Origin of the sequence: Luteococcus struthionis, from assembly GCF_048595755.1 — a bacterium.
In the GTDB taxonomy this organism is placed as follows: domain Bacteria; phylum Actinomycetota; class Actinomycetes; order Propionibacteriales; family Propionibacteriaceae; genus Luteococcus.
Genome location: NZ_CP184360.1, coordinates 3,101,488 through 3,126,695 on the forward strand (window position 1 = coordinate 3,101,488; position 25,208 = coordinate 3,126,695).

Here is a 25,208-nt window from a genome sequence, read left to right on the forward strand (position 1 = left end):
GGCCGAGGACTCCGATGACCAGGACACGCTGATCTGACCCCGACCGGTGGCGGCGGCTGGGGATTTTCCATGCTGGTCATCGGCGCGTCACGGGCTCGCCAGGAGTAGGTTTCTTCCCATGGGTGACTTCAACGACCTGCTGGAAGCAAATGATCGTTATGCCGAGGATTTCCACGACGGGGGCTTCGACGGCATCGCCAGGGCTGGCGTGCTCGTCATCACCTGCATGGACTCGCGCATCGAGCCGCTGAGCATGCTCGGCCTGAAGCTGGGCGACGCCAAGATCCTGCGCAGCCCGGGTGGTCGGGTCACCCCCGACGTGCTGACCGGCTGCATCGTCGGATCGCACCTGCTGAACGTGAACCGGATCATGGTGGTGCAGCACACCCGCTGCGCCATGGCCTCGGGCACCGACGAGGAGGTGGCCGACAAGATCATCGAGGTGAGCAAGATGGACCTGCGCGGCATGACCTTCGGCGCCAACCCCGAGCAGGACCGCACGCTCGACTTCGACACGCGCCTGCTGCGCTCGCACCCGGCGATCAAGCCGCGCACCAAGATCGGTGGCTTCCTCTACGACGTGGACACCGGCCGGCTCAGCCACGTCTACTGAGCCACGCCCCGACCCCTGAGCGACGCCCCGACCCCTGAGCGACGCTCTGCCACAACGACGGCCCCGTCCCGGTGAACTGTTGCCCAGTTCACCGCGTCGACGGGGCCGTTTCGCTGCCGGCGCAGGCCCATCCCTTGATCCGGGCAGGCTCCACCACCAACAGTGGAGACATGAGCGCATCCAAGGACCGAACACTCGATTTCGTCACCCAGGGCTACCTGTGGACCACCCGTCTGCGAGCCGGCAGCAGCGATGCGCAGGCTTCGCGTCGCCTCCCCATCAAGGTGCTGGGCAGCCAGGCACTGTTGGTCAACGGCGAGGAGGGGGTGCGCCTGTTCTACGACCAGGACCGCATCCAGCGCAGCGGCGCGATGCCGAAGGTGGTCGGCGGGGGCCTGTTCGGCAAGGGGTCGGTGCACGGTCTGGACGGTGACCAGCACCGCGTCCGCAAGGCCATGTTCATCCGCGCAGCGATGGACCGTCCCCGCGTCGACGCCCTGCTGGCCGACGCCCAGCAGGAGTGGCAGAAGATCGTCGAACTGTGGCTGCAGGGCGAGAAGCTCAGCGTCTACGACGCCGCGGTGCTGGTCTACGGACGCAGCATCGTGCGGTGGGCCGGGCTGCAGGTGGACGACCAGACACTGGACTGGATCGCCACCACCCAGGCCGAGATCGTCGACGGCTTCGCCGTGGTGGGGCCGGCCTGGCTGCGGACCCGCAAGGACCGCGAGACCATGGACGAATGGTTCACCGAGCAGGTCCGCAAGGCCCGGGCTGGTGAGATCGAGGTGGCCGATGACTCGCCCTTCCGGATGGTGCTGGACCACGTGGAGGCCGACGGGTCCACCATGGACGACCACCTCACCGGCGTCGAACTGCAGAACCTGATCCGTCCCACCATCGCGGTGGCGCGCTTTGCCGCCTTCGCCGCCGTCGCACTGGCCGAGCACCCGCAGTGGCGTGACCGGATCCGCGCCGAGACCAGCGAGCGCGGCACCACCATCGAGGGCCCGGTGGCCACCGCCTTCGCCGAGGAGGTGCGCCGTCACTTCCCCTTCGTCCCCCTGCTGCCGGCCACCGCCCGGAAGGACTTCGTCTTCGAGGGCCAGCAGGTGCGCAAGGGCCAGAAGATCCTGCTGGACTTCTACGGCACCAACCACGACGAGGCCAGCTGGGAGCGCCCCAACACCTTCGACCCGCAGCGCTTCCTGGACGATCCGTCGCACCGTGAGTCCGACCACTTCATCCCGCAGGGTGGTGGCACCGCCGAGACCGGCCACCGCTGCCCCGGTGAATGGATTGCGGTGGGTCAGCTGGCGCTGACCGTCGCCGAGCTGGCGCAGCTGACGATGGAGATGCCGGCCGACCAGGACTGGTCGATGACCCGGATGCCCACCGCGCCGAAGGACGGCGCACTGCCCACCTCGGTGAGCCGCTGAGGCTCCACGCACGGAGCCTGCCACAGGGGCACGATGCACCGGCGCTGGTTCGCCACGTCAGCGCCGGTGCGTCACGCCCACGATGCGCAGCGGGAGGAAGACGGCCAGCCCCATCACCAGGGTGGCCACGATCCCCATGATCCCCCACCGGGCGCCGAAGGCGGCCGTGAAGACGCCGATCAGGGCGGGGGCGATGAAGCTGACGACCCGCCCCACCGTGGCGTAGAGGCCGAAGGTCTCGTTCTCCTCACCGGCGGGGATGATGCGCGTCAACAGGGTGCGGCTGGCCGACTGTACGGGCCCCACGAGGAAGGCGATCAGGATGCCGCAGACCCAGAAGACGGCGCTCTGGTTCGCCACCACGATGGCCAGGCCCTGGGCGATGATGGCCAGCAGACTGCCGATGATCACCGGGCGTGGCCCCAGACGGTCGTCGAGCCGACCGAAGATCCAAGTGCCGATGGCTGCCGAGACGCTGGCCGCGAGCCCGAAGTAGATCACCTGGGAGGGGCTGAAACCATAGGCGCTGGCGGCGATGACGCCCGCGAAGGCGAAGACGGCATTGAGACCGTCGCGGTAGATGCCGGCGGCCACCAGGAAGTGCAGTAGGCCCCGTTCGTCCCGCCACATGTGCGCGAGGCGTCGGCCGATGTCGCGATAGGCGCCGACAACGCTGAAGCGGGGCCCGGGCCGGGGTTCACCGTCGGGCCCCAGGATCATCACCGGGATGCTGAAGGCGAGCATGAAGACGGCACAGAACAGCGCCACCGCGCGCACGTTGAAGGCTTCGGTGGTGGGCAGGCCGAGCATGCCGCCCTCCAGGATGAAGCCGAACAGTGCCGCCACCAGGCACAGGACGCCTCCCAGGTAGCCCAGCGCCCACGCCGTCCCCGAGATCCGGCCGATCGTCGCGGGGGTGGAGACGTGCGGCAGCATGCCGTTGTAGAAGACCCCCGCGATGTCCTGCGCGACGCTGGCGAAGGAGAGCAGTCCGGCCCCCAACAGCAGGTAGGAGTTCTCGGGCTTCACGAAGAAGCAGGCAGCCATGCAACCGACGGTGACCAGCGTGCTGGCGGCCAACAGCAGGCGGCGTTGCCGCACCCGGTCTGCCCAAGCCCCCATCAGCGGGGCGAGCAGCGCCAGGGTGAGGCCGGCGGCCGTCTGGAAGTTCGACCACACCATCTGGCCGTGGGCCTTGTCGTCGGCCACCGTGCCGGTGACGTAGACGGAGAAGACGAAGCTCAACATCACCGTGTTGAAGGCATTGCCGCCAAAGTCGTAGGCGCTCCAGGCGGCCACGACGCGGCGCGGGGCGGAGGCTTCGTCGAGGGCGCCCGTCGCGAGGGGCCGAGCAGCTGGGTGCTCCTGAGTGGTCACGCCCCGACGCTATCCTGCGGCGGCGTCAGCCAGGCCGAAGGCCACCACGCATTGTCCGCCAACCGCGTAAGTGCTTGGGATGGCGCCAGGGACGTGGTTGCGTGGAGCCATGACCGAGATTGCCAAGACCACTGCAAGCCGCGAGATCAATGCCACTCCGCAGGAGATCTTCGACCTGCTGAGCAACCCGGCACGTCACAACGAGACCGATCCGGCCGGTTCGGTCGTCTCCACCGACAAGGGCGAGCGCCTCAAGCAGGTGGGCGACACCTTCCGGATGAACATGGTCAAGGGCGACGGCTCCGAGTACCAGACCGAGAACAAGGTCTTCGCCTTCGTCGACGACCGCGTCATCGGCTGGCAGAACCTGAAGAACCTCACCAGCGACGTCGAGGTTGGCTCAAAGTGGCTCTACGAGCTGGAGCCCATCGACGCCACCACGACCAAGCTCTCGCTGACCTACGACCCCAGCGAGATCGCCAATCCGCAGGTCCAGGCGCTGGCGAAGGAGAAGTTCGCCATCGAGTCGAACCTGGACGCCTCGCTCGCGAAGATCGCCGAAGTGCTCGGCTGATCCTGCCGTTGTCGCCACATGAGAGTGCCCGGCTCCCCGAGGGGGCCGGGCACTCTCATGTCCCTTCGCGCGTCCCTTCGAGGGTGAAGAGCTCCCCCGGGGTGCACTCCAGCGCATCGCAGATGGCGGTCAGCGTGGTGAAGCGCACGGCCTTGGCCCGGTTGTTCTTGAGGATGGACAGGTTCACCACGCTCAGGCCGACACGCTCGGCCAGCTCGGTGAGCGTCATCCCACGGGCGGCCAGAAGCTCGTCAATGTGACAGACGACGCGATGCTCGTCGGCCGGCATCAGATCACCTCGTCGAGCTCACCCTGCAGCTCCGCCCCACGACGCAGGACGAGCTCGAAGGCCAGACAGAGGTAGAAGCCGAACAGCGGGATGAACATGTCCCCCACCCGGGTGGACGTGGACAAGCCTGCATCCAGCCCGCCGAGGGCCCAGTTGGAGCCCAGCACTCGCAGACCGTAGGGAACCACGGCGAGGACCATCAACAGCCAGCGGATGGCCGCGACCCGTCGCGCCACTCCCCCGTCGAAGATCGTGAGGGGAACTTGGCCGACAGGTGCTGCCTCGACGAGCTCGGCCGACGGGAAGAGTCAGGTGTCGATCTGTTCCGCGTCCAGGCGGTAGGCGCCCTCGACGATGAACTCCTTGCGCGGGGCCACCTCATTGCCCATCAGGATCTCGAAGGTGCGCTCGGCGGCCTCGGCGTCGTCGACGGTGATGCGACGCAGCGCGCGGTGCCGGGGGTCCATCGTGGTCTCCTGCAGCTGGTCGGCGTCCATCTCACCCAGACCCTTGTACCGCTGGGGCTCCTTGAAGTTGACGCCCTTCTTGGTGAGCTCGGCAAGCTTTCGCTGGTACTCGGCGTCGGAGTAGGTGTAGATGTACTTCTCCATCCCCCGCTTGGGGTTGATCAACTCGAAACGGTGCAGCGGCGGGACGGCGGAGTAGACCCGACCGGCCTCCACCAAGGGACGCATGTACCGGAAGAAGAGCGTGGCCAGCAGGCAGCGGATGTGGGCGCCGTCGGAGTCGGCGTCGGCCATGAAGATCACCTTGCCGTAGCGCGCCTGGTCCAGGTCGAAGGTGCGGCCGGACCCGGCGCCCACCACCTGGATGATGGAGGCACACTCGGCATTCTTGAGCATGTCGCCCACGCTGGCCTTCTGCACGTTGAGGATCTTGCCGCGGATCGGCAGCAGGGCCTGGTACTCGGAATTGCGGGCCCGGCCGGCGGTCCCCAGGGCCGAGTCACCCTCGACGATGAACAGCTCGTTGCGCTCGCCGTCATTGCTGCGGCAGTCCTTCAACTTGGGCGGCAGCGTCGAGCTCTCCAGCGCATTCTTGCGGCGCTGGTTCTCCTTGTGAGCCCGGGCGGCGACGCGGGTGCGCGAGGCCCCGATCACCTTCTCCATCACCTGACGCGCCTGCGCCTTGAGGGCCGGCTTGGTGGAGGCCAGGAAGTCGCCCAGTTCACGTTCGACGACGCGCTGCACGATGCGGGTGGCGGGCGGGGTGCCCAGCACCTCCTTCGTCTGGCCCTCGAACTGGGGTTCTGCCAACCGCACCGTGACCACCGCGGTGACGCCCTCCAGGCAGTCGTCCTTGATGATCTCGTCACCCGACTTCATCAGGCGGGTGCCCTCCATCGCCTTGGTGAAGGTGCGGGTGAGGGCACGTTCGAAGCCCTGCACGTGGGTGCCGCCCTTGGGCGTGGCGATGATGTTGACGAAACTCTTGACCGTCGTGTCGTAGGAATTGGCCCACCGCACGGCAATGTCGACGTGCAGCTCGCGCTCCACGTCCTGCGGCGTCATCGAGCCGGTGGCAGGGTCGAGCATCGGCACGGTCTCGGTGAACTTGTCCCCGCCTTGCAGCCGGAGCACGTCGGTCACCGGCGCGCCCTGAGTGAGGTAGTCGCAGAACTCGCTGATGCCGCCCTCGTGGTGGAAGACCTCGACGTCGTCGGCGCCGTCGCGATGGTCGGCGACGGTGAACTTCAGCCCCGGCACCAGGAAGGAGGACTGCCGGGCACGAGCCCGCAGCGACTCGATGTTGAGCTGGGCGTCCTTGAGGAAGATCTGGCGATCGGGCCAGTAGCGCACGCGGCTGCCGGTGACGCCGCGCTTGGCCTTGCCCACGATGCGCAGCCCGCTCTGCGGGGTGAAGGGGGCGTCGGGGCCCTCGCCGTCGAAGACGCCGGGGGTGCCGCGCCGGAAGCTCATCTCGTAGGTCTTGCCGGCGCGGTCCACCTGCACGTCGAGCCGGGAGCTGAGCGCATTCACGACCGAGGCGCCGACGCCGTGCAGGCCGCCGGTGGCGTTGTAGGCACCGCCGCCGAACTTGCCGCCGGCGTGCAGCTTGGTGAAGATCACCTCGACGCCGCTCAGCCCGGTGCGGGGTTCGATGTCCACCGGCATGCCTCGCGCGTGGTCGTCCACCTGTACCGAGCCGTCGCCGTGCAGGTAGATCTCGATCGCGTCGCCGCTGCCGCCGAGGGCCTCGTCGATGGCGTTGTCGATGATCTCCCACAGGCAGTGCATCAGTCCCTTGGTGTCGGTGGAACCGATGTACATGGCGGGGCGCTTGCGCACCGCTTCGAGTCCTTCCAGGACGAGCAGGTGCTTGGCCTCGTAGTCACGCCCCGGCTGGGCGGCATTCTTGGGCTGGCTGGTGGTTGAGGAAGACACCCCGAAAGGGTACTCGTCGGCTGCGACAAATCACGTCTCCACGCCGCGTCGTCGTGCCTGCCCCACGGGGCCTGCTGGCTGGATAGGCTGGAGCTGGAACAAAGCACCGAGCTTCGGCGTTGGTACAGACGTCCGCCCAACGCAGGCACCGCCTGCAGAACCTAGGAGGCCACTGTGACCACCACAGTCATCGAGGACCGCTCGCTGGACGCGACGGACCGTTGCGACCGTTGCGGCGCCCAGGCCTACCTGCGCGTCATCCTCACCTCGGGTGGTGAGCTGCTCTTCTGCGCCCACCATGCCCGCGCACACCAGGACAAGCTGCAGCAGGTTGCCCTGAAGATCCAGGACGAGACCGCGAAGATCTCCTGACACGCGGCTCCAGACGCCGCGAGCGCCCCCACCATTTCGGTGGGGGCGCTTTGCTGTGGCCTCGACAGGCTCGGCCACCGAGAACGGGCTGGCTCGGCCATCGAGAACGGGCTGGCTCGGCCATCGGGAACGGGCTGACCCGGTCCTCGCGAACGGCTCAGCAGCAGCGGGCGGTCGGCGACGTGGACTCGTGGTCCCACTTGGCGCGGTAGAACTCGCCCCGGCTGGGGGCCGGCATCTCCGGGTGCGCGTGACGATGGTGGGCCAGGTAACGCTCATAGGCGTCCAGGCCGCTCATGCCACGCAGCACCCGCAGCACCATGTGCGAGAACCCACGCACGCTCATGAGGTCGCCAACTTGTGGGCGTGCTCCGAATGGTCCAGGTGTTCGCCGGTGGGGTCCAGCCCGGCCTGCTTCCATTCGGCCAGCACCTCCTTCTCCAGGGGTGTTGCGATGAAGCTTGAGGGCGCGAAGATCTCGGATTGGACGCCGGGGGTCTCCGCATCGGGCAGCCCGCCCTGGCGCCACGCCTTCCAGCTGATCCAGGCGCCGATGCCCACCACGGCCAGCACCAGCACCGCGTAGAGGATCGACAGGGTGCCCTGGACGGCGGTGTTGCGGATCACCATGTCGATCTCGTGCGGCGTCTTGGCCGTCAGGTAGCTGGTCTCCCCTGCATCACGGGCAGCCTTGGCGGCGGCATGGTTGGCCCAGTAGCCGATCTTGACATTGCTGCTGAAGATCTTCTCGAAGCTGGCCCACATGGTGATGAACAGGTCCCAGGCCAGCGGCAGGCCGGGAATCCAGGCCCACTTGAACAGACCCTTCTTCATCACCACCACGAAGACCAGGGTGAGCGCGATGGCGGCCAGCAGCTGGTTGGCGATGCCGAACAGCGGGTAGAGCATGTTGATGCCACCCAGCGGGTCGGTGACGCCCATGACCACGATCGATCCCCAGGCCACCACGGTGATCAGCGTGGTGATGATGGCACCGGTGCGCCACGACGGGTCGCTGAAGCGCTTCAGGCCGGGGATGTTGGCCAGCATGTCGCTGATCATGAAACGTGCGACGCGGGTGCCGGCGTCAATGGTGGTGAGAATGAACAGCGCCTCGAACATGACGGCGAAGTGGTACCAGAAGGCCTTGGCGGCGCCGATCACCGGGATCTGGCCGAAGATCTGGGCCATACCGAAGGCCAGCGTCGGTGCGCCACCGGTGCGGCTGATGATGCTCTGCTCCCCCACCTCGTGGGCGGCCTGGGTGAACATCTGCGGGGTGGCGTCGGGCAGCGGCTGGCCTCCGGGCGAGACCAGGCCGAGTTCGTTGGTGTACTTGGCGACCGTCTCGGGAGTGCCACCGGTCAACCCCAGCGGGGCATTCATGCCGAAGTACATGTGCTGGTCGATGACGCAGGCGGTGATCAACGCGGCCATCGCGACGAAGCTCTCGGTGAGCATGCCGCCGTAGCCGATGATGCGGGCCTGCGACTCCTTCTGGATCATCTTGGGCGTGGTGCCCGAGCTGATCAGGGCATGGAAGCCACTCAGCGCGCCACAGGCGATGGTGATGAACAGGAAGGGGAACAGGTTGCCGGCGAAGGCCGGGCCGGTGCCGGTGTGGGCGAACTGCGTGACCGCCGGCATGCTCATCACCGGCAGCACCACCAGGATGGCGAGCGCCAGGAAGACGATGGTGCCCACCTTCATGAAGGTGCTGAGGTAGTCGCGCGGCGCCAGCAGCAGCCAGACGGGCAGCACGGCGGCGAAGAAGCCGTAGATGGCGATGGCATAGGCCAGCTGCACCGGGGTCAGGGTGAACCAGTCGGCCAGCGTGGGATGGGTGCTCACCCAGGAGCCGGCGGCGATGGCGGCCACCAACAGCACGATGCCGATCAGCGAGGTCTCACCCACGGCTCCCGGCCGGATGTAGCGCATGTAGATGCCCATCAGCAGGGCGATCGGGATGGTCATGGCGATCGAGAAGACGCCCCACGGGCTGGCGGCCAGGGCACCGATGATCACGATGGCGAGCACCGCGATCAGGATGATCATGATGGTGGTCACCCCGATGATGGCGAACCAGCCTCCGACGGTGCCCAGCTCGTCCTTGGCCATCTGCCCCAGCGACCGTCCGCGGCGTCGGATCGACAGGTGCAGCACCATGTAGTCCTGCACCGCGCCGGCCAGGATCACGCCGAAGACGATCCACAGCGTGCCGGGCAGATAGCCCATCTGGGAGGCGAGCACCGGCCCCACCAGCGGTCCGGCGCCCGCGATGGCCGCGAAGTGGTGCCCGAAGAGCACCACCCGGTTGGTGGGCATGAAGTCCTTGCCATTGGCGAATTCCTCGGCCGGGGTGGCGCGGGAGTCGTCGGGCTTGTGGATCTTGCGCTCGATCAACTTGCCGTAGAAACGCAGCGCCAGCACATAGCTGCCCACCGCTGCCAACACGAACCATGCCGCGCTGACGCTCTCGCCGCGCTGGACGGCGATCATGAACCAGGCGACCGCGGCCACGATGGCGATCGCGCCGAAGATGATCTTCTCCTTGCCCGTCAGTCGATGTGACTCGTCGACGCCGACGGGAGGAAGGTCTGGGTTGGCCCGCAATCTGCGGGAATCCGGGGCGGAGGGTGCGGAACTGGACACGGTAATCCTTCGTGTGGTCATCAATGACCCCCGGAGAGTATGACCAGCCCCGGCACCCCGCGCCGGTGTCTCAGTTGCCGGTCAATCCCATGGCGGCCACGTCGGCCAGCGTGTCGATGCGGGTCTGCACGTCATAGGTGGTGGCGGCCAGCATCAGTTCCTGCACCCCGGTGCGATCCAGCAGCGACTGCAGCTGGGGACGCACCGCCTCGGGCGTGCCGACGAACTTGGTGGCCGGCAGGTGACCCATCATCTGCTCGTCCAGCGGCGAGAGCCCGCGCTCGGCCGCCGTCTCGGGAGAGATCACCGGGGCGAGCCGATTGGTGCGCAGCGCCAACGCCATGTGCTTGGCGGGGCCGGCCAGGTACTGCGCCTGCTCGTCGGTGGGGGCGGTGATCACCGAGGTGCAGATCATGGCGTGCGGCTCGGACAGGGCCGCGGACGGCTCGAAGCGGCTGCGATAGGCCTCCATCACCGCTTCCTCGTCCATCTGGCCGAAGTGGTGCGCATAGCAGTAGCGCAGGCCGAGCATGCCGGCGAGCTGGGCCGAGTAGGCCGAGCTGCCCAACAACCACACCTCGGGGTGGCTGCGGGCGGCCGGGGTGGCGGCCAGGGAGGCGGACAGCGGTTCCTCGAGGCGGTTGTCGCCCAGCCAGCTCATCACCTCCAGCACGTGGTGCGGGAACTCCTTGACGCCCAGCGCGTCCGGGTCACGACGCAGGGCCGAGGCGGTGCGCTGGTCGGTGCCAGGAGCTCGCCCGATGCCCAGATCGATCCTGCCCGGGTACAGCCCCTCCAGCAGGGCGAACTGTTCGGCCACCACGTAGGGCGCGTGGTTGGGCAGCATCACCCCACCCGAGCCGACGCGGATGCGTTCGGTGTGGGCGCCCAGGGCGGCGATGATCACCGGCGGGCTGGTGGAAGCCACGGCGGGCATGTTGTGGTGTTCGGCCACCCAGAAGCGCTGGTAGCCCTGCTCCTCGGCGGCCTTGACCAGGGAGATGGAGCGCTGCAGGGCGCTCGGGGTGTCGGACCCCTCGGTGACGGTGACCAGGTCCAGGACGCTCAACGGGATGGGGGTGCTCATGCCGGTACAACCGTGCCCGGCAACGGACTATTCCTGTCGTCAGGGCCTTGCTGGCAGGCTGGGGGGCATGTGGCCAGTCACCAGCAGCAAGGTCGTCTACTCCAATCCCTGGATCAGCGTCCGGGAGGACCAGGTGGTCCGCCCCGACGGCAGTCCCGGCATCTTCGGGGTGATCGGGGTGCAGCACGAGGCGGTTTTCGTCGTGGCGCTCACCGACGATGACCGGGTGTGGATGGTCACCGTCGACCGCCACACCACCGGGAGCTCGCTGGAGCTTCCAGCCGGTGGCACCGACGGGCAGGATCCGCTGGTCGCGGCGCAGCGCGAGCTCGCCGAGGAGACCGGCCTGCAGGCCGAGCACTGGCGTCGCATCGGGGGCATGAATGCCCTCAACGGCGTGGCTGTCGCCCCCGAGCACGTCTTCCTCGCCACCGGCCTGTCCCCCGCCGACGGACTGGCGGAGCAGGATGCCGAGGGCATCACCTCCGCCGAGGCCCTGCCCTGGGCCGAGGTGATGCAGCGAGTGCGCGACGGCAGGATCGCCGACGGGGAGTCGATCGCCGCCTTGATGTTCGCAGCGCTGGAACTGGACCGGGTCCACTGACAACCAGATCCCCTGACAACCGGGGAACTGACATCGCCCCACCGAGGTGTCTGCTGCAACTAGAGAGCTGAGAGGCCTTCATTGCCACCATGGCAATGAAGGCCTCTCAGCTCTCTGATTGCAGCGCGAAGGGCGGGCAGCGGGGCGCTGGTCACCTCAGTTCATGCGGCACACGCTCGTCCGCGCGGACTGGTTCGGGCGCGGTGCCGTCGCCGAAGGGACGGCCTCCCAGCGCCTCACGCCCGTGCGGGGTGAGCCACCCGCTCAGGTCTGGCCCCTGGGGCACGATGGACAGCGGGTTCAGGTCGGTGTGCACCACGTAGTAGTGCTGCTTGATCTGCTGGAAGTCCACGGTGTCGCCAAAGCCCGGGGTCTGGAAGAGGTCACGGGCATAGGCCCACAGCACCGGCATCTCGGCCAGCTTGTTGCGGTTGCACTTGAAGTGCCCGTGGTAGACGGCATCGAAGCGCACCAGCGTGGTGAACAGCCGCACGTCGGCCTCGGTGATGCTCTCCCCCATCAGGTAGCGACGCTCCGCGAGCCGTTCCTCGAGCCAGTCCAGCGCGGTCCACAGCCGCTGGTAGGCGGAGTCATAGGCTTCCTGGGATCCGGCGAAGCCGCAGCGGTAGACACCATTGTTGACCTCGGTGAAGATGCGCTGCATCACCTCGTCCATCTCCTGCCGCAGGTGCTCGGGGTAGAGGTCGGGAGCGCCCTCGCGATGGTGCTCGGTCCACTCGGTGGAGAAGTCCAGCGTCATCTGCGCATAGTCATTGGTGACCACGGCTCCGCTGACGGTGTCGACGAGCACCGGCACCGTGATGCCGCGGGGGTAGTCGGGGTCACGCTTGAGGTAGGCGTCCTTGATCCTGGGGATGCCCAGCACCGGGTCGACTCCCCCGGGGTCCAGGTCGAAGGTCCACGAGTCAGCGTCGTGGGTGGGGCCGGGCAGTCCCAGGCTGATGGCGTCCTCGAGCCCCAGCAGGCGACGCACGATCAGCGTGCGATTGGCCCATGGGCAGGCCCGCGCCGCGACCAGACGAAAGCGCCCCGCCTCCACCGGCACGGCGTCCTCACCCGGCAGGACCTCTGCCTTGATGCGCGTGGTGATGTAGCGGGTGTCGCGTTCGAAGGGCTTGCCCTTCGATGAGTAGACCCCGCCCGTGCTGTGCTCCGGAAGCTCTTTGTTGACCATTCAACTAGTATAGCCTCGAAAGGTCCTCCCTCCAAGAGCCGTCGGGGACGGGGCGGAACCCTCACCGAACCAACAGCTGCCCCACACCCTCGCCACAGCAGGCAATCCCTAAAATGGAGGGCGATGCAGAAACTCCTCGCCCGCCTCCTCGACGCCCTATGGCCCACCCGGCCCGTGGGGCGACGCGAGACCGTGGCGCGCCTGGTGCCGGCGCTGGGGAACATGGGCAAGCTGACCATCGCGTCGGTGCTCGCTCACCTCCTCACCCGAGCCCTGGTCGATGGCCCGATGGACCTGACCAGCTCGCTGACCGCACTGCTGGTGATGCAGGCCAGCGCCGCCCGCACCTTCAAGAAGGGTGCCCTGCGCGTGGTCGCGGTCACCTCCGGCGTCGGGTTGGCCCTGGGCACCACCTACTTGTTCGGCATGCATTGGTGGAGCCTGGGGATGGTGATCTTCAGCGCCCTGTTCCTGGCACGTGTGCTGCGACTGGGCGATTCCGCGCTGGAAATGCCCATCTCCGCCATGTTGATCCTTGGGCAGGGCACCGACGTGGCCGCCGAGACCCGAGTGGTGGCCACCCTGATCGGAACGCTGGTGGGCGTGGTCTTCCCCCTCGTCTTCCCGCCCGCGGTGCCCCTGCGATCGGCCGCCTCGTCGGTGCGACGGGTGGCCGCCGACCAGAAGGCCCTGCTGGAGCGCGCCGCCGAGGCCATGGAGAACCAGACCATCTCTCGTCCCATGGTCTCCTCGTGGATCGACGAGGCCCGAGGCCTCACCACCCGCATCAGCTCAGCGCACAGCCAGGTCAGCCGCCTGACGGACGTGCGCAAGTTCAATTCCCGCGCGGTGGGCGTGGCCGACATCTCGCCCATCCTGGTCAGCGGACTGAACTCGCTGGAGAGCTGCCTGCTGAGCCTGCGCGCGATCTTCCTGGAGATGGAGCGCCACGCTCCCCCGCCCACGCACCCCTCGGCGGGGCCCCACGCAGGCCAACAGCCCTTCGACGCCGACATCCAGCACGTCGTCGCGATGATGCTGCGTCGGCTGGGCGACTGTCTGGATGCCTTCGGGACCATGGTGGAGGCCGAGGCCAATGGCAACGAGGAGGCCGCCCAGAAGGCCTTCGTCGTCAACTACCGCCAGCTCCGCGATGCCCGGGCCGCGATCGCGGAATTGATGGCCGCCGCGGACACCTTCGACGAGGAGTGGCAGCTGACCGCCAGCGTGCTGTCGTCCCTGGACCAGGTGCTCGCCCAACTCGACATCGATGCCCGGGTCCGGGTGCGCGAACGCTGGAAGGCATCGCAGCTGGGAAGGCGCCTGCCGCAGGGCCAGATCGGCCCCCGCACCACCACCGTGGATCGCTTCCGACACTCCCGGATGCGCGCCCGCCAGCTGCGACGGCCGCAGGCCCCACAGCCGGTCGTCGACTTCATGGACGACGACGAGACCACCCAGCAGCTGCCCCGGCTGGACGCGGAGACGCTCGCCCGTCTGGAAGACCAGAAGGCAAGCCGCCGAAGGCGCCGCTGAGCCCTCCGGTGCTGGTCAGTCCTCGTCGGTGTGACGGACCATGCGCAGCTCGGTCGCGTCGAACTCCTGGCTGTGGCGGCTGGCGCCGTCCAGCTCGAAGCCGTTGCGGCGGTAGAAGGCGATGGCGCGCTCATTGCCCTCCAGCACCCACAGGTAGGCGTCCATGTCGCCGATGGCCATCTCGAGCAGGCGATCGCCCGCGCCGGTGCCCTTCACCTCGTCGGTGAGGTAGAGCTGGGCCAGCTCCAGCAACTCGGGGCCGTCGAGCTCGCGACGGGGGCAGGCATTGGCGACGCCCACGATGCGACCATCCCGCGAATCCATCAGCACCCAGAACCAGATGCCCTCCTGACTGGCCAGCGCCCAGTCCATGGCCCGCTTGGCCTGGGCGCCCTCGTGCAACCGCGCCTCGATCAGCTGGTCTGCCAGCAGGCCCCGGTAGGACTGGTCCCACGCCTGGGCCTGGGCGGCAACGGCCCCTTGGAGCTCGGCAGGGTGTTCGGCACGCTTGATGCGGTAGGGCGTCTTCGACATGGCGGTGATGCTAGCGAGCCACGCCCCGGACAGGGAAAACGGCCACCCGGATCAACCGGGTGGCCGTTCTCACGAGCTCGGGGCCTCGACCTCAGTCGAGGTAGTCGCGCAGCACCTGCGAGCGCGACGGGTGACGCAGCTTGCTCATCGTCTTGCTCTCGATCTGGCGGATGCGCTCACGGGTGACGCCGTAGACCTTGCCGATCTCGTCGAGGGTCTTGGGCTGGCCGTCGGTGAGGCCGAAGCGCATGCTGACCACGCCGGCCTCACGCTCGGACAGCGTGTCGAGCACGTCGTGCAGCTGCTCCTGCAGCAGGGTGAAGTTCACCGCGTCGGCCGGGACGATCGCCTCGGAGTCCTCGATCAGGTCGCCGAACTCGGAGTCGCCGTCCTCGCCCAGCGGAGTGTGCAGCGAGATCGGCTCGCGGCCGTACTTCTGCACCTCGACGACCTTCTCCGGGGTCATGTCGAGTTCCTTGGCCAGCTCCTCCGGGGTTGGCTCCCGACCCAGGTCCTGCAGCATCTGGCGCTGCACGCGGGCCAGCTTGTTGATGACCTCCACCATGTGCACCGGGATGCGGATGGTGCGGGCCTGGTCGGCCATGGCGCGGGTGATGGCCTGCTTGATCCACCAGGTGGCGTAGGTGGAGAACTTGTAGCCCTTGGAGTAGTCGAACTTCTCCACGGCGCGGATCAAACCCAGGTTGCCCTCCTGGATCAGGTCCAGGAAGAGCATGCCGCGGCCGGTGTAGCGCTTGGCCAGCGAGACCACCAGACGCAGGTTGGCCTCCAGCAGGTGGTTCTTGGCGCGGCGGCCGTCCTCGGCGATCCACTCGTAGTCGTCGATGACGGCGGGCTTGAGCTTGGCGCGAGTGGCCTCGTCGTTCAGCTGCTCGTCGGCGAACAGGCCAGCCTCGATGCGCTTGGCCAGTTCCACCTCCATCTCGGCATTCAGCAGGGCAACCTTGCCGATCTGCTTCAGGTAGTCCTTGACGGGGTCGGCGGTGGCGCCGGCCACCATGACCTGCTGCTCGGGCTCGTCGGTGTCGTCGTTGTCGCTGACGACGAAGCCCTTCGACTCCTCGACGAGCTCCTTCTCCTCCTTGGCCGTCTCCTCGGGCTTGAAGTCCTTCTCGTCGACGTCGTCCAGGGTGCGCTTCTTGCCGCCGACGGTGAGCACGACGTCGTCGCCGTCGCGCTTGACCTGCACCTCGAGGCTCTCGCCGGTGGCCGCGCCCGCGATGGTCACGGTCTCCTCCGCCGGGGCAGCCTTCTTGGCCGCGCGCTTGGTGGTTCGCTTGGCAGCGGCCTTGGTGGTCTTCGACGCGGCAGCGGTGGTCTTGCTCGCGGTGGTCTTGCGGGCCGCCGTCTTGCGGGCCGGCGCCTTCTTGGCCGTGGTGGCCTCGGCGTCGTCGGTGGCCTTCTTGGAAGAAGTGGGCGTCACAAAGGATCCTCTCGGGAGTCCGGGAAAGCTCTCCGCACCGCAACCGCGGGTACGGTTTGCCATGGACATGCTCCGGTTCAGGGCAATACGTATGGGGCGTGTCATTTCAGGGCGTGCTCAGGCCGGTGAAAGTCAAGAGTACTCCCGGGTTCATTCTGGCACGCAGACCTCCGGCAACCAAACGCAGTGCCAGGAACTGCCTGCCACTGCCCCTACTAGGGTGGGTCCATGCCCAGCCCGGACTCCCCAGCAAGCAGCGCCCCCGTCGCCGCCCGTCGCCCCGTCACCCGGAGCTTCCACGGCGACGACTTCGTCGACGACTACGAATGGTTGCGCGACAAGCAGTCTCCCGAGGTCATCGCCCATCTGGAGGCCGAGAACGACTGGACCCAGGCGCAGACCGCCCACCTCGAGGGGCTGCGCCAGGAGATCTACGACGACATGGCGGCCCGCACCCAGCAGACCGATCTTGGCGTGCCGGCCCGGGCCACCCACACCGACGGCGGCACGACCAGCAGCTGGTGGTACTACTCGCGCACCGTCGAGGGCCAGGACTACCCGATCCGTTGCCGCGTGGCCGACACCACCGGCCAGCGGCCCGACCCCAGCACGGTCAATGCCGGCGAACAGGTCTTGCTGGACGGCAATGTGGAGGCCCAGGGCCAGGACTTCTTCTCGCTGGGCGGTTTCAGCGTCTCCCCCAATGGCCGGCTGCTGGCCTGGTCGGTGGACCACCGTGGCGACGAGCGCTACTCGAGCTATGTGCGCGACCTGGAATCGGGCCGGGACTTCGGGCCGATCCACGAGGACCTTGCCCACGGGCTGTGCTGGGCAGGCAATGACCACTTGGTCTACACCCGCGTCGACGAGGCGTGGCGCCCCCACCAGGTGTGGCGCCACCGGATCCAGACCGATCCCGTCGAGGACGAACTGCTGCTGCAGGAGGACGACGACCGTTTCTGGCTGGGAGTCGACGAATCACGCGACCGCAGCCACCTGGTGCTGATGGCCGGCTCCAAGCTCACCAGCGAGTGCTGGCTGATGCGCGTCGACGACCCGCAGGCGCGGCCGCAGAGCGTCGCCGGTCGCGTCGAGGGCGTGGAGTACGGCGTCGAGCTGGCCGGCGAGCAGGTCTTGGTGCTGCACAACCGGGACTGCAAGGACTTCAGCCTGGCGACGGCCCCGCTCCACAGCCCCGGCGCCGACCACTGGCAGGACGTGGTTCCCGGCAGTGAGGGTGTGCGGCTCGACGGGGTGAGCGCCTACGCCGGACATGCGGTGGTCACCGGCCGACGAGACGCCCTGAGCGCGGTGGGTGTGATCGCGCGCGAGGGTGACGGCTGGGGCGAGCTGCAGTGGGTGGACTTCGACGAGCCGATCCACGAGGTGGCCGCCTACGACGAGCCCGACTGGGGCAGCACCACCACGCGGCTGCACTACACCTCGTTGGTGACCCCCGCCTCCGTGCTGGAACTCGACCTGGAGAGCCGCCAGACCTCCCTGCTCAAGCAGACGCCGGTGCTGGACCACCCCGTGCACGGCCCCTATCGCCGCGAGGACTACCGCATGGAGCGGCTGTGGGCCACCGCCGAGGACGGGACACGGATCCCGATCAGCCTGGTGCACCACAAGGACATTGCCCCCGACGGCAGCGCACCGTGCCTGCTCTACGGCTATGGCGCCTACGAGATCTCTGCACCGCCGCGCTTCTCGACGATGCGGCTGAGCCTGCTGCAGCGCGGCATCGTCTACGCCATCGCCCATGTGCGCGGTGGCGGCGAACTGGGCCGCGCCTGGTACGAGGGTGGGATGCAGTTGACCAAGCCCAACTCCTTCAGCGACTTCGTCGCCTGTGGGCGGCACCTGGTGGATCAGGGATGGGCCAATCCGGAGCGCCTCGCCGCCGAGGGAGGCAGCGCCGGTGGCCTGCTGATGGGCGCCTCGGTCAACCTGGCACCAGACCTGTTCCGGGCCGTGCACGCAGCAGTCCCCTTCGTGGATCCCCTCACCAGCATCCTCATGCCCGAACTCCCGCTCACCGTGGTGGAGTGGGAGGAGTGGGGCAATCCGATCGAGGATGCCGAGGTCTATGCGTGCATGAAGTCGTACTCGCCGTACGAGAACATCGAGCCACAGCGCTACCCCGCCATCCTGGCCACCACGAGCCTCAACGACACCCGCGTGCTCTACGTGGAACCTGCCAAGTGGGTGGCACGGTTGCGCGAGGTGGTGCAGCCCGACCCCGATCGCCAGGTGCTGCTGCGCACCGAGATGGTCGCCGGGCACGGCGGGGTCAGCGGCCGCTACGCCAGCTGGCGGGAGCAGGCCTTCGAGCTGGCCTGGCTCATCGACCAGATCACCGACTGAGGCGACGGCCCGTCCCGGGAGCCTTCACTCGCGCCGCACGACGCCCTGGCGGGTCAGGGTTTTCCCTGACCCGCCAGGCTTTCCAGCTGCGACCATGGGCTGGCCTTGTCCGCTCAGAGCGTGATTCGAGCACTTTGCGCGATCTGGTGGATCGTTTTGGAACCTTCGTGCGTTGTCCTAGGTGAAGAACGCTGAAAGGTGGTCATTGGAGATGGATTCCCGACGCATTCGCAGCATCGAGGGCATCGACGGCAAGGATTCCGTGGGTCTGTACCTCGAGTCGATCGCGCGCACTCCCCTGCTCACGGCAGAGGACGAGGTGTATCTGGCGCGCACCATCGAGCTGGGGCTCTATGCACGCAAACTCCTCGACGGTGAGGAGAAGACCCGCAAGAAGGTGAGCACCGAGGAACTCGAGCTGATCGCCGCCGAGGGGGAGGCTGCGATGCAGCGCTTCGTCCAGGCCAACCTGCGCCTGGTGGTCTCGGTGGCACGCAAGTTCAGCCGGGCCCAGATGCCGCTGCTCGACCTGGTGCAGGAGGGCAACACCGGGCTGATCCGCGCGGTCGAGAAGTTCGACTACACCAAGGGCTTCAAGTTCTCCACCTATGCCACGTGGTGGGTGCGTCAGTCCATCAGCCGCGGCATCGCCCAGCAGGGACGCATCGTGCGCCTGCCGGTGCACGTGGCCGAACAGGTGAACCAGGTGAACGCGGTGCGCCGCAACCTGGAGCGCCAGCTGGGCCGCGAGCCCGAGGTGGCCGAGATCGCCGACGAGCTGGGGCTGGAGCACGACCGGGTCGTCGACCTGATCCGCTACAGCCGGGAACACATCAGCCTGGACGCCCCCGTTGAGGAGTCCGGCGACACCTCGCTGGGTGACCTGATCGCCAAGGAGACCGCCCCCGGCCCGGACGAGATGGTGCTGGACGCCGAGGACCGTCAGGCCCTGGAGGACATGCTGGACGGCCTGGACGAGCGCTCCGCCGACGTGGTGCGTCGTCGTTACGGGCTGGCCGACGGCCGCCAGGCGAAGCTGGCCGACATCGGCGCCGTCTGGGGCATCACCGCCGAGCGGGTGCGCCAGATCGAGCGCAATGCGCTGGCCCAGCTGCGCGACGCTGCCTGATGGCCTGATTGCCCCGGGCCGGGACCCGCGATTCCTGAGCCTTTCGCTTGCGCGCCGCTCACCTACGGGTGAGCGGCGCGTTTGCTTTCGGAGTGGCCGTCATCTCCTGCTGGCAGATCAACGCCGCCCTGCTGGCGGGAGGCCGCCTCTGCGCTTCCCGGGGCGGGCACGCATCGTCGCCGCGATGGAGCCGAGTGCGGGGAGCAGGGCCAGGAGTGTGGGGAGGATCCATGTGCGTGCATCGCCCGGCAGGACGAGGAATCCCCAGTACGCCACTCCGGGCGCGACGCGGGCAAGGGTGACCGACGTCACGAAGATGGCCACGATGGGTACCGAGGAGAGAGCTCCCGCGCCGAGGATGAGGGCGAATGCGGTCAGGCCCGTGGCCGCGATGACGGACCGGGCATACATCAGTGTCGGGTCCGTGGCGAGGCTGACGACCAGCGCCGGCAGGACCACTGCCGCGACGGCGAAGCCCAGGTGCGCCACCGGCAGGGGGCGGCTTGAGAGGGCCTCGTGTGAGAGTCGTGGTTGCAGCGCCCAGGCCAGCAGCGGCGAGGTGGCCACCCCACACACACTGACCAGGGGAACCAGTTGAAGACCGACCAAACCGATCATGGGCAGCAGTCGGCTCGACAGCAGCAACGCCGCCAGATGCAGCAGGGCCAGGGCGACAAGGGCGTGGGTCCAGCGATGCGTCTTGGCGTGGAGATGCCAGTTCGACAGGCCGCTCACGTCGGAGGCTCGACTCCGCAGCGGCTGCGCAGGGCCATCGTCGTGCGGAACCACTGCTGCTGATCAGCGGTGGGCCGTGCCAGGACACTGCGCAGGCGAGGACTCGGTGAGACCGCCTCGGCAGGGAAGTCGGAGCGAAGCCAGATCCACGTCGCCAAGTCGTCCAGGGCCTGCTGCATGGGCCACGGATTGGTTCGGGCGCAGGCAGGCATCGGAACACTGGCGGCACCGGATGTGACCGCGACACGCACCAGGCGAGGATCGTCGGAACGAGCACCGGCGCCGTAGAACCAGTGAGCCCGGGAATCGGCAGACATCTCGTCCGGCACTGGGACGCCGGCAGTGCGCAACGTGTTTGCCACCGTGTGCGTGACGGCCGTGATCTGTTCACGTGCGAACTCTTGCTCTGGCCACAGACAGACACGGGGATCGGCTCCGGTGCAGACCTGTTCGGCGCGGTCGCGGGGAAGGGTGCCATCAGGGTCGTCGACCGTCTCGACCAGCGGGACCACCGCCCTCCAGACCAGCGCGATGCCCACCGCGACCAGCAGCAGGCGCCACCAGCGGGGACGCGTCAAGACCCACCACAGCAGGCCCGCCACCAGCGCGTAGAAGACCAGCGGTGCCAGCAGGATGCCTATCGGCGCCACCCGGTCCAGCTGGCAGCATGAACCATGCAGGCCCAGGACATGCCGGGGGACGAAGGAGGTCAGGGCTGGGGGGTAAGCCACCACGACGAAGGGGATCAACATGCTGAACGGCACGCTCAGTGCCACCGGCAGCAAGGCTCCCAGGACGGCACCGGCGAGCACCCACACCGCCAGTTGCGCCACCGTTGCAGGCAGCAGCAAGAGCTCCTCGGGGCGCGGCAATCCGTGCGACTGGCTGCCCATCCACAACAGCGCAACCAAGGGCGCCAGAACCACGGCGAGAAGACCAGGCGAGTACCAATCCAACAGCAGCTGCGTGACCGGACGCACACTCACCGACAGGGACTGGCCCAGACGCTTCCAGCGATGAGAACGCCACGCAGCCCACGCCATCAAGGCAGACGGCAGCAAGGTGAAGGCCGACGACAGGTTCAGCAGGGCGCTGTGCCACGTGCGGATGGTGGGCCACCCCAAGTTCGACGAACGGAGCAGAACGGACAACACTGCCACACCAGCGAGCAGGGCGAACCCGGTGGATTCCCTGCGCAGGAAGCTCACTCGACCTCCCCGACAATCGAGCGATACGCCCGCAGAGCAGAGCCGCCACCCTCACCGTCAGCACCGCGCTGCAAGAACTCGGCGGGACTTCCACCGAAGACCAGCTCACCCCGATCAAGCACCTGGATGCTCGTGGCCCGCACCGCCAGATCCTCGGTCTGATGGGTGGAGATCACCCAGTCGATCTCCGTCTGCCGGGCAATCACGGCGTGGAGGCGATCCCGCTGCACCGGATCGAGCCCCGCGGTGGGCTCGTCCAACAAGACGACAGAACTGTCGTGCACCAGCGCCGAGGCGATCGCCATGCGCCGTGCCTGGCCACCACTCAACGCCGTGGCGCGCTCCGATGCCTTCGACGACAGATCAACCCGCTCGATGGCTTCACCCGCTCGATGGCTTCACCCGCTCGGCGCACGGCCTCAGCCCGGCCGAGGCCCTTGAGCCATCCGCAGTAGGCAACCTGCTCCAACACCGTGAGCCCAGCAACCTGCTCGGCCTGCTGCGGAACCCAGCCAATCCGGCGACGCCACTCCCGACCAGCCTTCCTCTTGGACGGGCGCACGCGCCCGTCCAAGAGGATCTGACCGTCCTGAGGTTCGAGGGCCCCAATCAAGAGCTTCATCAATGTCGACTTGCCGGCACCATTCGGCCCCAATAGGAACGTCACGCCATTGTTCGTGGCCCAGTCAAAACCCTCAAAGACAGGCCGAGCACGGCGCCCATAGGAAAACGAGACACCTCGACACTCAATCATCAGTACGAGCCACCATCGACCATCGGGCCCAAGACCTACTCCACCACCCGGATCATGCCCTCTTGGCTGCAGGAGGCGACCAGCGCATTGCCTTGCACCAGTCGGCCCGTCGAGAAGCCCAGCGCGTTGCTGGCCGACGGCGAGACCTGGTCGTAGAGCACCCACTCGTCGGCGCGCACCGGCCGATGGAACCACATGGCGTGGTCGATGGAGGCGATCTGCATTCCGGGCGACAGGAAGACGACGGGATGCGGGACGGTGGACACGCTCAGCAGGGTGATGTCGCTGAGGTAGGCCAGGACGGCCTGGTGCAACCGCTGGTCGTCGGGCAAGGGGGTGGTGGTGCGCACCCAGACCCGCATGTGGGCCTGGTGGGCGCCCGCCTCGATCGCCTTCGAGGCACCGGAGTCGCCGGCGAACCGCACGTCGAGCGCGTCCCATTCGCTGAAGTACTCCGAGCTGGCGCCAAAACGCTCTTGCATCAGCTTCGACAGCGAGGGGCAGTCCTCGGGTGCAGGCACATTGGGCGGCATGGGGTCGGAGTGGTCCAGGCCCCCTTCGGCCACGTGGAAGTTGGCATTCATGGTGAAGATACGATTCCCACCCTGACGCGCAACCACACGTCGAGAGGAGAAACTCCCGCCATCGCGGACATTCTCGACGTCGTAGATGATCGGCTTGTCGGGCATGCCGCCGCGCAGGAAGTAGGCGTGCAGCGAATGACACATCCGGTCCTCACCCGCGGTGCGGTAGGCGGCCATCAACGACTGGCCCAGCACCTGCCCGCCATAGGTGCGCTGCAGCTTGGTCTGCGGCTGGGCGCCCCGGTAGAGACCGATCTCGATCTCCTCGAGGTCCAGCAGGGTCATCAGTTCTTCGGTGGTCTGTGGCACGAGACATTCCTACCACTGCCAGACCGGCTCCGAGTGTTCCTGAGATGCCAGGGTCAGCTGACCAGCAGTACGCCCGAGAGCGCCAACCCGGCCACCCAGACCGTGCTCAGCAGGCCCAGCAGGAAGGGCCGCGGCCCCACGCCCAATAGCTGGCGCACCTTCACGCCCAGCCCCAGCGCGAACATGGCCGCCGCCAGTAGGCCGGTCTGCACGGTCTTGACCACCGGCAACCAGGCCGCGGGAACCAGGTGCAGTGAGGCCACTGCCACCATCAGCACGAAACCCAGCACGAACAGCGGCACCAGGGGTGGGCGGTGGCCGCCTGCCTCGACGCTGTGGTGGCGACGCATCCGCCAGCCGATCACCACCACCACCGGCGCCAGCATCAGCACCCGCGCCAGCTTCACCACGACGGCCACCTTCAACGACGCCGGGCCCAAGGCCGCTCCCGCCGCGACCACCTGCGCCACCTCGTGGATCGAGGCTCCAGCCCACAGCCCAGCGGGCAGCTCCGCCAGGCCGAACAGGTGGACCAGCAACGGCACCGTGGGAATCATCAGTGTTCCGTAGAGCACCACCAGGGCGATGGCGGTGGCCACGTCGTCCTCCTCGGCCTCCACCACGCTGTTCACGCCCGCCACCGCTGCGGCACCACAGATGGAAAATCCCGAGGCGATCAACAGACGCTGTGAGGCCCGCACCCCCAGCAACCGGCCCAACGCCAGGCTCCCGAGGATGCCACCGGCCACCACGGCCACCACCACCGCGATCATGCCCGCCCCAAGCCGCAGCACGTCGCCCAGTACCAGCTGCAAGCCCAGCAGCACGATGCCGATGCGCAACACGCGTTTGGCACTGCAGGCGACGCCTGGGGCGAAGATGGTTGGCAGGCTCACCAGGTTCGTGACGGCCACGCCCAGCAGGATGGCCACCAGCAGGGCGCTCAGGGTGGGCACCGCGCGGTTCACCAGGACGGCGGCGGCAGCACCGGCGGCACACAGCAACAACCCGGGCAGCAGGGAGGAAGATCGTTTCACCCGTCAATCCTGCTGACGGGGGGCGACGCTGGGAAGAACGCAGCTGACATCGGGTCATATCATGTGAGCATGACCAGATGGCCCGAACTGGGCGTGCTCGAACTGCTGGCCGCCACTGGCCGCACCGGCAGCCTCACCGCCGCCGCACGCGAACTGGGTATCGCCCAGCCCAATGCCAGCAGGGCCGTCGCCCGTCTGGAGCGACGTCTGGGGCTCTCGCTGCTGGTGCGCAGCCACACCGGATCGGTGCTCTCCCCCGTCGGTGAGCGGATGGTCGAGTTGGGAAGACCACTGCTCCACCAGGCCGCCGCCTACCAGGAGGAGGTGCAGGCGCTGGCCACTCCACTCACCCGCCAGATGGAATTTGCCGCGAGCCAGACCATCGCCGAATACCTGGCGCCGATCTGGCTGGCCCGGCTGCACCAAGTGGATCCCCGCGCCGAGTGGCACATGAATGTCACCAATTCGAGCACCGTCATCGCGCAGGTGCTCACCCACCAGGTCTCGCTGGGCTTCATCGAGACGCCCGACCTGCCCGCGGGGATCACCGCGCGCACCGTGCACACCGACCGGCTGTGCGTCGTCGTCGACCCCCAGCACCGCTGGGCCCGTCGCCGACGCCCCCTGCCGCTGGACGAGCTCGCCGCAACCTCGCTGGTGGTGCGCGAGGTGGGCTCAGGCACCCGGGAGACACTGGACGCCGGCCTGGCAGGGACGCGCGTGGCGGCGCCGAGTCTGGTGCTGAGCAGCAACACCGCGGTGCTGGGCGCCTGTGCCGCGGGCGCCGGGCCCGCGGTGCTCAGCGAGCTGGCGGTGAAGAATGCGCTCGCACAAGGGCGGGTGCGTCGAGTCGAGCTGGCCGAACCCCAAGTGCTGGCACGTCAGCTGCGGGCCATCTGGATGGGCCGCTCCCCGGAGCCACTGGCGCGGGAATTGGTGCGGGTCGCCGCCGAGGGCACCTGAT

At 67.9% G+C, this 25,208-nt stretch carries 25 protein-coding genes; 9 read left to right on the forward strand and 16 right to left on the reverse strand.

What is annotated here, in order from left to right:
* The first annotated feature begins 118 nt into the window (after positions 1 to 118).
* Positions 119 to 613 carry a beta-class carbonic anhydrase gene (locus ACOAMO_RS14440; RefSeq protein ID WP_420175433.1) on the forward strand — a complete coding sequence of 165 codons (495 nt, stop codon included), beginning with the start codon at positions 119 to 121 and terminating at the stop codon, positions 611 to 613.
* Positions 614 to 783: 170 nt separating this feature from the next.
* Entirely contained in the window at positions 784 to 2,052 is a 1,269-nt protein-coding gene (locus ACOAMO_RS14445; protein WP_420175434.1) for a cytochrome P450, read from the forward strand.
* Positions 2,053 to 2,109: 57 nt separating this feature from the next.
* Here ACOAMO_RS14445 and ACOAMO_RS14450 read toward each other — a convergent pair whose 3' ends face one another.
* Entirely contained in the window at positions 2,110 to 3,429 is a 1,320-nt protein-coding gene (locus tag ACOAMO_RS14450; RefSeq protein ID WP_420175435.1) for an MFS transporter, read from the reverse strand.
* A gap of 109 nt (positions 3,430 to 3,538) precedes the next feature.
* Between ACOAMO_RS14450 and ACOAMO_RS14455 the strand changes: the two genes are divergently transcribed.
* Positions 3,539 to 4,003, forward strand: a complete 465-nt coding sequence (locus tag ACOAMO_RS14455; RefSeq protein WP_420175436.1) for an SRPBCC family protein — start codon at positions 3,539 to 3,541, stop codon at positions 4,001 to 4,003.
* 55 nt (positions 4,004 to 4,058) lie between these two features.
* Here the strand turns inward: ACOAMO_RS14455 and ACOAMO_RS14460 are convergent, their stop codons facing one another.
* The 3 genes from ACOAMO_RS14460 to ACOAMO_RS14470 all read right to left on the reverse strand — a co-directional run bounded on the left by ACOAMO_RS14460 (position 4,059) and on the right by ACOAMO_RS14470 (position 6,697).
* Entirely contained in the window at positions 4,059 to 4,292 is a 234-nt protein-coding gene (locus ACOAMO_RS14460) for a helix-turn-helix domain-containing protein (protein WP_420175437.1), read from the reverse strand.
* Complete coding sequence (locus tag ACOAMO_RS14465) at positions 4,292 to 4,528, reverse strand: hypothetical protein (RefSeq protein ID WP_420175438.1); 237 nt, start codon at positions 4,526 to 4,528, stop codon at positions 4,292 to 4,294. The genes ACOAMO_RS14460 and ACOAMO_RS14465 overlap by 1 nt, the downstream gene beginning before the upstream one ends.
* A gap of 72 nt (positions 4,529 to 4,600) precedes the next feature.
* Positions 4,601 to 6,697, reverse strand: coding sequence for a DNA gyrase/topoisomerase IV subunit B (locus tag ACOAMO_RS14470; protein ID WP_420175439.1), 2,097 nt, complete (start codon positions 6,695 to 6,697; stop codon positions 4,601 to 4,603).
* Positions 6,698 to 6,871: 174 nt separating this feature from the next.
* Here ACOAMO_RS14470 and ACOAMO_RS14475 point away from each other — a divergent pair, with 174 nt between their 5' ends.
* On the forward strand, positions 6,872 to 7,069 hold the full coding sequence (locus ACOAMO_RS14475) for a DUF7455 domain-containing protein (protein ID WP_420175440.1): 198 nt from the start codon (positions 6,872 to 6,874) through the stop codon (positions 7,067 to 7,069).
* A gap of 157 nt (positions 7,070 to 7,226) precedes the next feature.
* On the opposite strand, the gene ACOAMO_RS14480 is transcribed toward ACOAMO_RS14475, so the two are convergent.
* The 3 genes from ACOAMO_RS14480 to ACOAMO_RS14490 form a co-directional block, all read right to left on the reverse strand.
* Positions 7,227 to 7,415 carry a CstA-like transporter-associated (seleno)protein gene (locus tag ACOAMO_RS14480; protein WP_420175441.1) on the reverse strand — a complete coding sequence of 63 codons (189 nt, stop codon included), beginning with the start codon at positions 7,413 to 7,415 and terminating at the stop codon, positions 7,227 to 7,229.
* A complete protein-coding gene (locus ACOAMO_RS14485; RefSeq protein WP_420177064.1) occupies positions 7,412 to 9,568 on the reverse strand; it encodes a carbon starvation CstA family protein in 2,157 nt (718 codons plus the stop codon). Before ACOAMO_RS14485 ends, ACOAMO_RS14480 begins: the two co-directional genes overlap by 4 nt.
* 223 nt (positions 9,569 to 9,791) lie before the next feature.
* Complete coding sequence (locus ACOAMO_RS14490; RefSeq protein WP_420175442.1) at positions 9,792 to 10,808, reverse strand: LLM class flavin-dependent oxidoreductase; 1,017 nt, start codon at positions 10,806 to 10,808, stop codon at positions 9,792 to 9,794.
* Positions 10,809 to 10,875: 67 nt separating this feature from the next.
* Here ACOAMO_RS14490 and ACOAMO_RS14495 point away from each other — a divergent pair, with 67 nt between their 5' ends.
* Positions 10,876 to 11,412 carry an NUDIX domain-containing protein gene (locus tag ACOAMO_RS14495; RefSeq protein ID WP_420175443.1) on the forward strand — a complete coding sequence of 179 codons (537 nt, stop codon included), beginning with the start codon at positions 10,876 to 10,878 and terminating at the stop codon, positions 11,410 to 11,412.
* 151 nt (positions 11,413 to 11,563) lie between these two features.
* Here ACOAMO_RS14495 and ACOAMO_RS14500 read toward each other — a convergent pair whose 3' ends face one another.
* Entirely contained in the window at positions 11,564 to 12,607 is a 1,044-nt protein-coding gene (locus ACOAMO_RS14500; protein WP_420175444.1) for a glutathione S-transferase family protein, read from the reverse strand.
* A gap of 123 nt (positions 12,608 to 12,730) precedes the next feature.
* Between ACOAMO_RS14500 and ACOAMO_RS14505 the strand changes: the two genes are divergently transcribed.
* On the forward strand, positions 12,731 to 14,143 hold the full coding sequence (locus ACOAMO_RS14505; RefSeq protein ID WP_420175445.1) for an FUSC family protein: 1,413 nt from the start codon (positions 12,731 to 12,733) through the stop codon (positions 14,141 to 14,143).
* A gap of 15 nt (positions 14,144 to 14,158) precedes the next feature.
* Here the strand turns inward: ACOAMO_RS14505 and ACOAMO_RS14510 are convergent, their stop codons facing one another.
* Together ACOAMO_RS14510 and ACOAMO_RS14515 are read right to left on the reverse strand one after the other, a co-directional pair.
* The gene (locus ACOAMO_RS14510; RefSeq protein ID WP_420175446.1) at positions 14,159 to 14,677 is read right to left on the reverse strand and encodes a GNAT family N-acetyltransferase; all 519 of its coding nucleotides are present in this window, start codon (positions 14,675 to 14,677) and stop codon (positions 14,159 to 14,161) included.
* Positions 14,678 to 14,768: 91 nt separating this feature from the next.
* Positions 14,769 to 16,184, reverse strand: a complete 1,416-nt coding sequence (locus ACOAMO_RS14515) for an RNA polymerase sigma factor (protein WP_420175447.1) — start codon at positions 16,182 to 16,184, stop codon at positions 14,769 to 14,771.
* A 165-nt stretch (positions 16,185 to 16,349) separates the two neighbouring features.
* Here ACOAMO_RS14515 and ACOAMO_RS14520 point away from each other — a divergent pair, with 165 nt between their 5' ends.
* Positions 16,350 to 18,488: a S9 family peptidase gene (locus tag ACOAMO_RS14520; RefSeq protein WP_420175448.1), complete on the forward strand. Its 2,139-nt coding sequence runs from the start codon at positions 16,350 to 16,352 to the stop codon at positions 18,486 to 18,488.
* A gap of 211 nt (positions 18,489 to 18,699) precedes the next feature.
* Positions 18,700 to 19,617 carry a sigma-70 family RNA polymerase sigma factor gene (locus ACOAMO_RS14525; protein ID WP_420175449.1) on the forward strand — a complete coding sequence of 306 codons (918 nt, stop codon included), beginning with the start codon at positions 18,700 to 18,702 and terminating at the stop codon, positions 19,615 to 19,617.
* A gap of 117 nt (positions 19,618 to 19,734) precedes the next feature.
* Here ACOAMO_RS14525 and ACOAMO_RS14530 read toward each other — a convergent pair whose 3' ends face one another.
* Genes ACOAMO_RS14530 through ACOAMO_RS14555 form a run of 6 tightly spaced genes read right to left on the reverse strand, consistent with a single transcriptional unit; the run spans position 19,735 to position 24,244 of the window.
* Positions 19,735 to 20,352 carry a hypothetical protein gene (locus ACOAMO_RS14530; protein ID WP_420175450.1) on the reverse strand — a complete coding sequence of 206 codons (618 nt, stop codon included), beginning with the start codon at positions 20,350 to 20,352 and terminating at the stop codon, positions 19,735 to 19,737.
* On the reverse strand, positions 20,349 to 21,503 hold the full coding sequence (locus ACOAMO_RS14535) for a DUF7224 domain-containing protein (RefSeq protein WP_420175451.1): 1,155 nt from the start codon (positions 21,501 to 21,503) through the stop codon (positions 20,349 to 20,351). The genes ACOAMO_RS14530 and ACOAMO_RS14535 overlap by 4 nt, the downstream gene beginning before the upstream one ends.
* Before the next feature lie 53 nt (positions 21,504 to 21,556).
* Positions 21,557 to 21,937 carry an ATP-binding cassette domain-containing protein gene (locus ACOAMO_RS14540; protein WP_420177065.1) on the reverse strand — a complete coding sequence of 127 codons (381 nt, stop codon included), beginning with the start codon at positions 21,935 to 21,937 and terminating at the stop codon, positions 21,557 to 21,559.
* Complete coding sequence (locus ACOAMO_RS14545) at positions 21,886 to 22,314, reverse strand: ATP-binding cassette domain-containing protein (protein ID WP_420175452.1); 429 nt, start codon at positions 22,312 to 22,314, stop codon at positions 21,886 to 21,888. Before ACOAMO_RS14545 ends, ACOAMO_RS14540 begins: the two co-directional genes overlap by 52 nt.
* Before the next feature lie 35 nt (positions 22,315 to 22,349).
* Positions 22,350 to 23,207 (reverse strand): acyl-CoA thioesterase, encoded by an 858-nt coding sequence (locus ACOAMO_RS14550; RefSeq protein WP_420175453.1) that lies wholly within the window; start codon positions 23,205 to 23,207, stop codon positions 22,350 to 22,352.
* 53 nt (positions 23,208 to 23,260) lie between these two features.
* Complete coding sequence (locus tag ACOAMO_RS14555) at positions 23,261 to 24,244, reverse strand: YeiH family protein (RefSeq protein ID WP_420175454.1); 984 nt, start codon at positions 24,242 to 24,244, stop codon at positions 23,261 to 23,263.
* Between the two features lie 69 nt (positions 24,245 to 24,313).
* Here ACOAMO_RS14555 and ACOAMO_RS14560 point away from each other — a divergent pair, with 69 nt between their 5' ends.
* Positions 24,314 to 25,207: a LysR family transcriptional regulator gene (locus tag ACOAMO_RS14560; RefSeq protein ID WP_420175455.1), complete on the forward strand. Its 894-nt coding sequence runs from the start codon at positions 24,314 to 24,316 to the stop codon at positions 25,205 to 25,207.
* Position 25,208 lies beyond the last annotated feature (1 nt).

Bases quoted from the DNA above. Each gene is read 5' to 3' on its own strand.
- ACOAMO_RS14440 (WP_420175433.1), top strand. From the start codon at position 119: ATGGGTGACTTCAACGACCTGCTGGAAGCAAATGATCGTTATGCCGAG.
- ACOAMO_RS14445 (WP_420175434.1), top strand. From the start codon at position 784: ATGAGCGCATCCAAGGACCGAACACTCGATTTCGTCACCCAGGGCTAC.
- ACOAMO_RS14455 (WP_420175436.1), top strand. From the start codon at position 3,539: ATGACCGAGATTGCCAAGACCACTGCAAGCCGCGAGATCAATGCCACT.
- ACOAMO_RS14460 (WP_420175437.1), bottom strand. From the start codon at position 4,292: ATGCCGGCCGACGAGCATCGCGTCGTCTGTCACATTGACGAGCTTCTG.
- ACOAMO_RS14480 (WP_420175441.1), bottom strand. From the start codon at position 7,415: ATGAGCGTGCGTGGGTTCTCGCACATGGTGCTGCGGGTGCTGCGTGGC.
- ACOAMO_RS14485 (WP_420177064.1), bottom strand. From the start codon at position 9,568: ATGATCGCCGTCCAGCGCGGCGAGAGCGTCAGCGCGGCATGGTTCGTG.
- ACOAMO_RS14490 (WP_420175442.1), bottom strand. From the start codon at position 10,808: ATGAGCACCCCCATCCCGTTGAGCGTCCTGGACCTGGTCACCGTCACC.
- ACOAMO_RS14495 (WP_420175443.1), top strand. From the start codon at position 10,876: ATGTGGCCAGTCACCAGCAGCAAGGTCGTCTACTCCAATCCCTGGATC.
- ACOAMO_RS14500 (WP_420175444.1), bottom strand. From the start codon at position 12,607: ATGGTCAACAAAGAGCTTCCGGAGCACAGCACGGGCGGGGTCTACTCA.
- ACOAMO_RS14505 (WP_420175445.1), top strand. From the start codon at position 12,731: ATGCAGAAACTCCTCGCCCGCCTCCTCGACGCCCTATGGCCCACCCGG.
- ACOAMO_RS14510 (WP_420175446.1), bottom strand. From the start codon at position 14,677: ATGTCGAAGACGCCCTACCGCATCAAGCGTGCCGAACACCCTGCCGAG.
- ACOAMO_RS14515 (WP_420175447.1), bottom strand. From the start codon at position 16,184: ATGGCAAACCGTACCCGCGGTTGCGGTGCGGAGAGCTTTCCCGGACTC.
- ACOAMO_RS14520 (WP_420175448.1), top strand. From the start codon at position 16,350: ATGCCCAGCCCGGACTCCCCAGCAAGCAGCGCCCCCGTCGCCGCCCGT.
- ACOAMO_RS14525 (WP_420175449.1), top strand. From the start codon at position 18,700: ATGGATTCCCGACGCATTCGCAGCATCGAGGGCATCGACGGCAAGGAT.
- ACOAMO_RS14545 (WP_420175452.1), bottom strand. From the start codon at position 22,314: ATGATTGAGTGTCGAGGTGTCTCGTTTTCCTATGGGCGCCGTGCTCGG.
- ACOAMO_RS14560 (WP_420175455.1), top strand. From the start codon at position 24,314: ATGACCAGATGGCCCGAACTGGGCGTGCTCGAACTGCTGGCCGCCACT.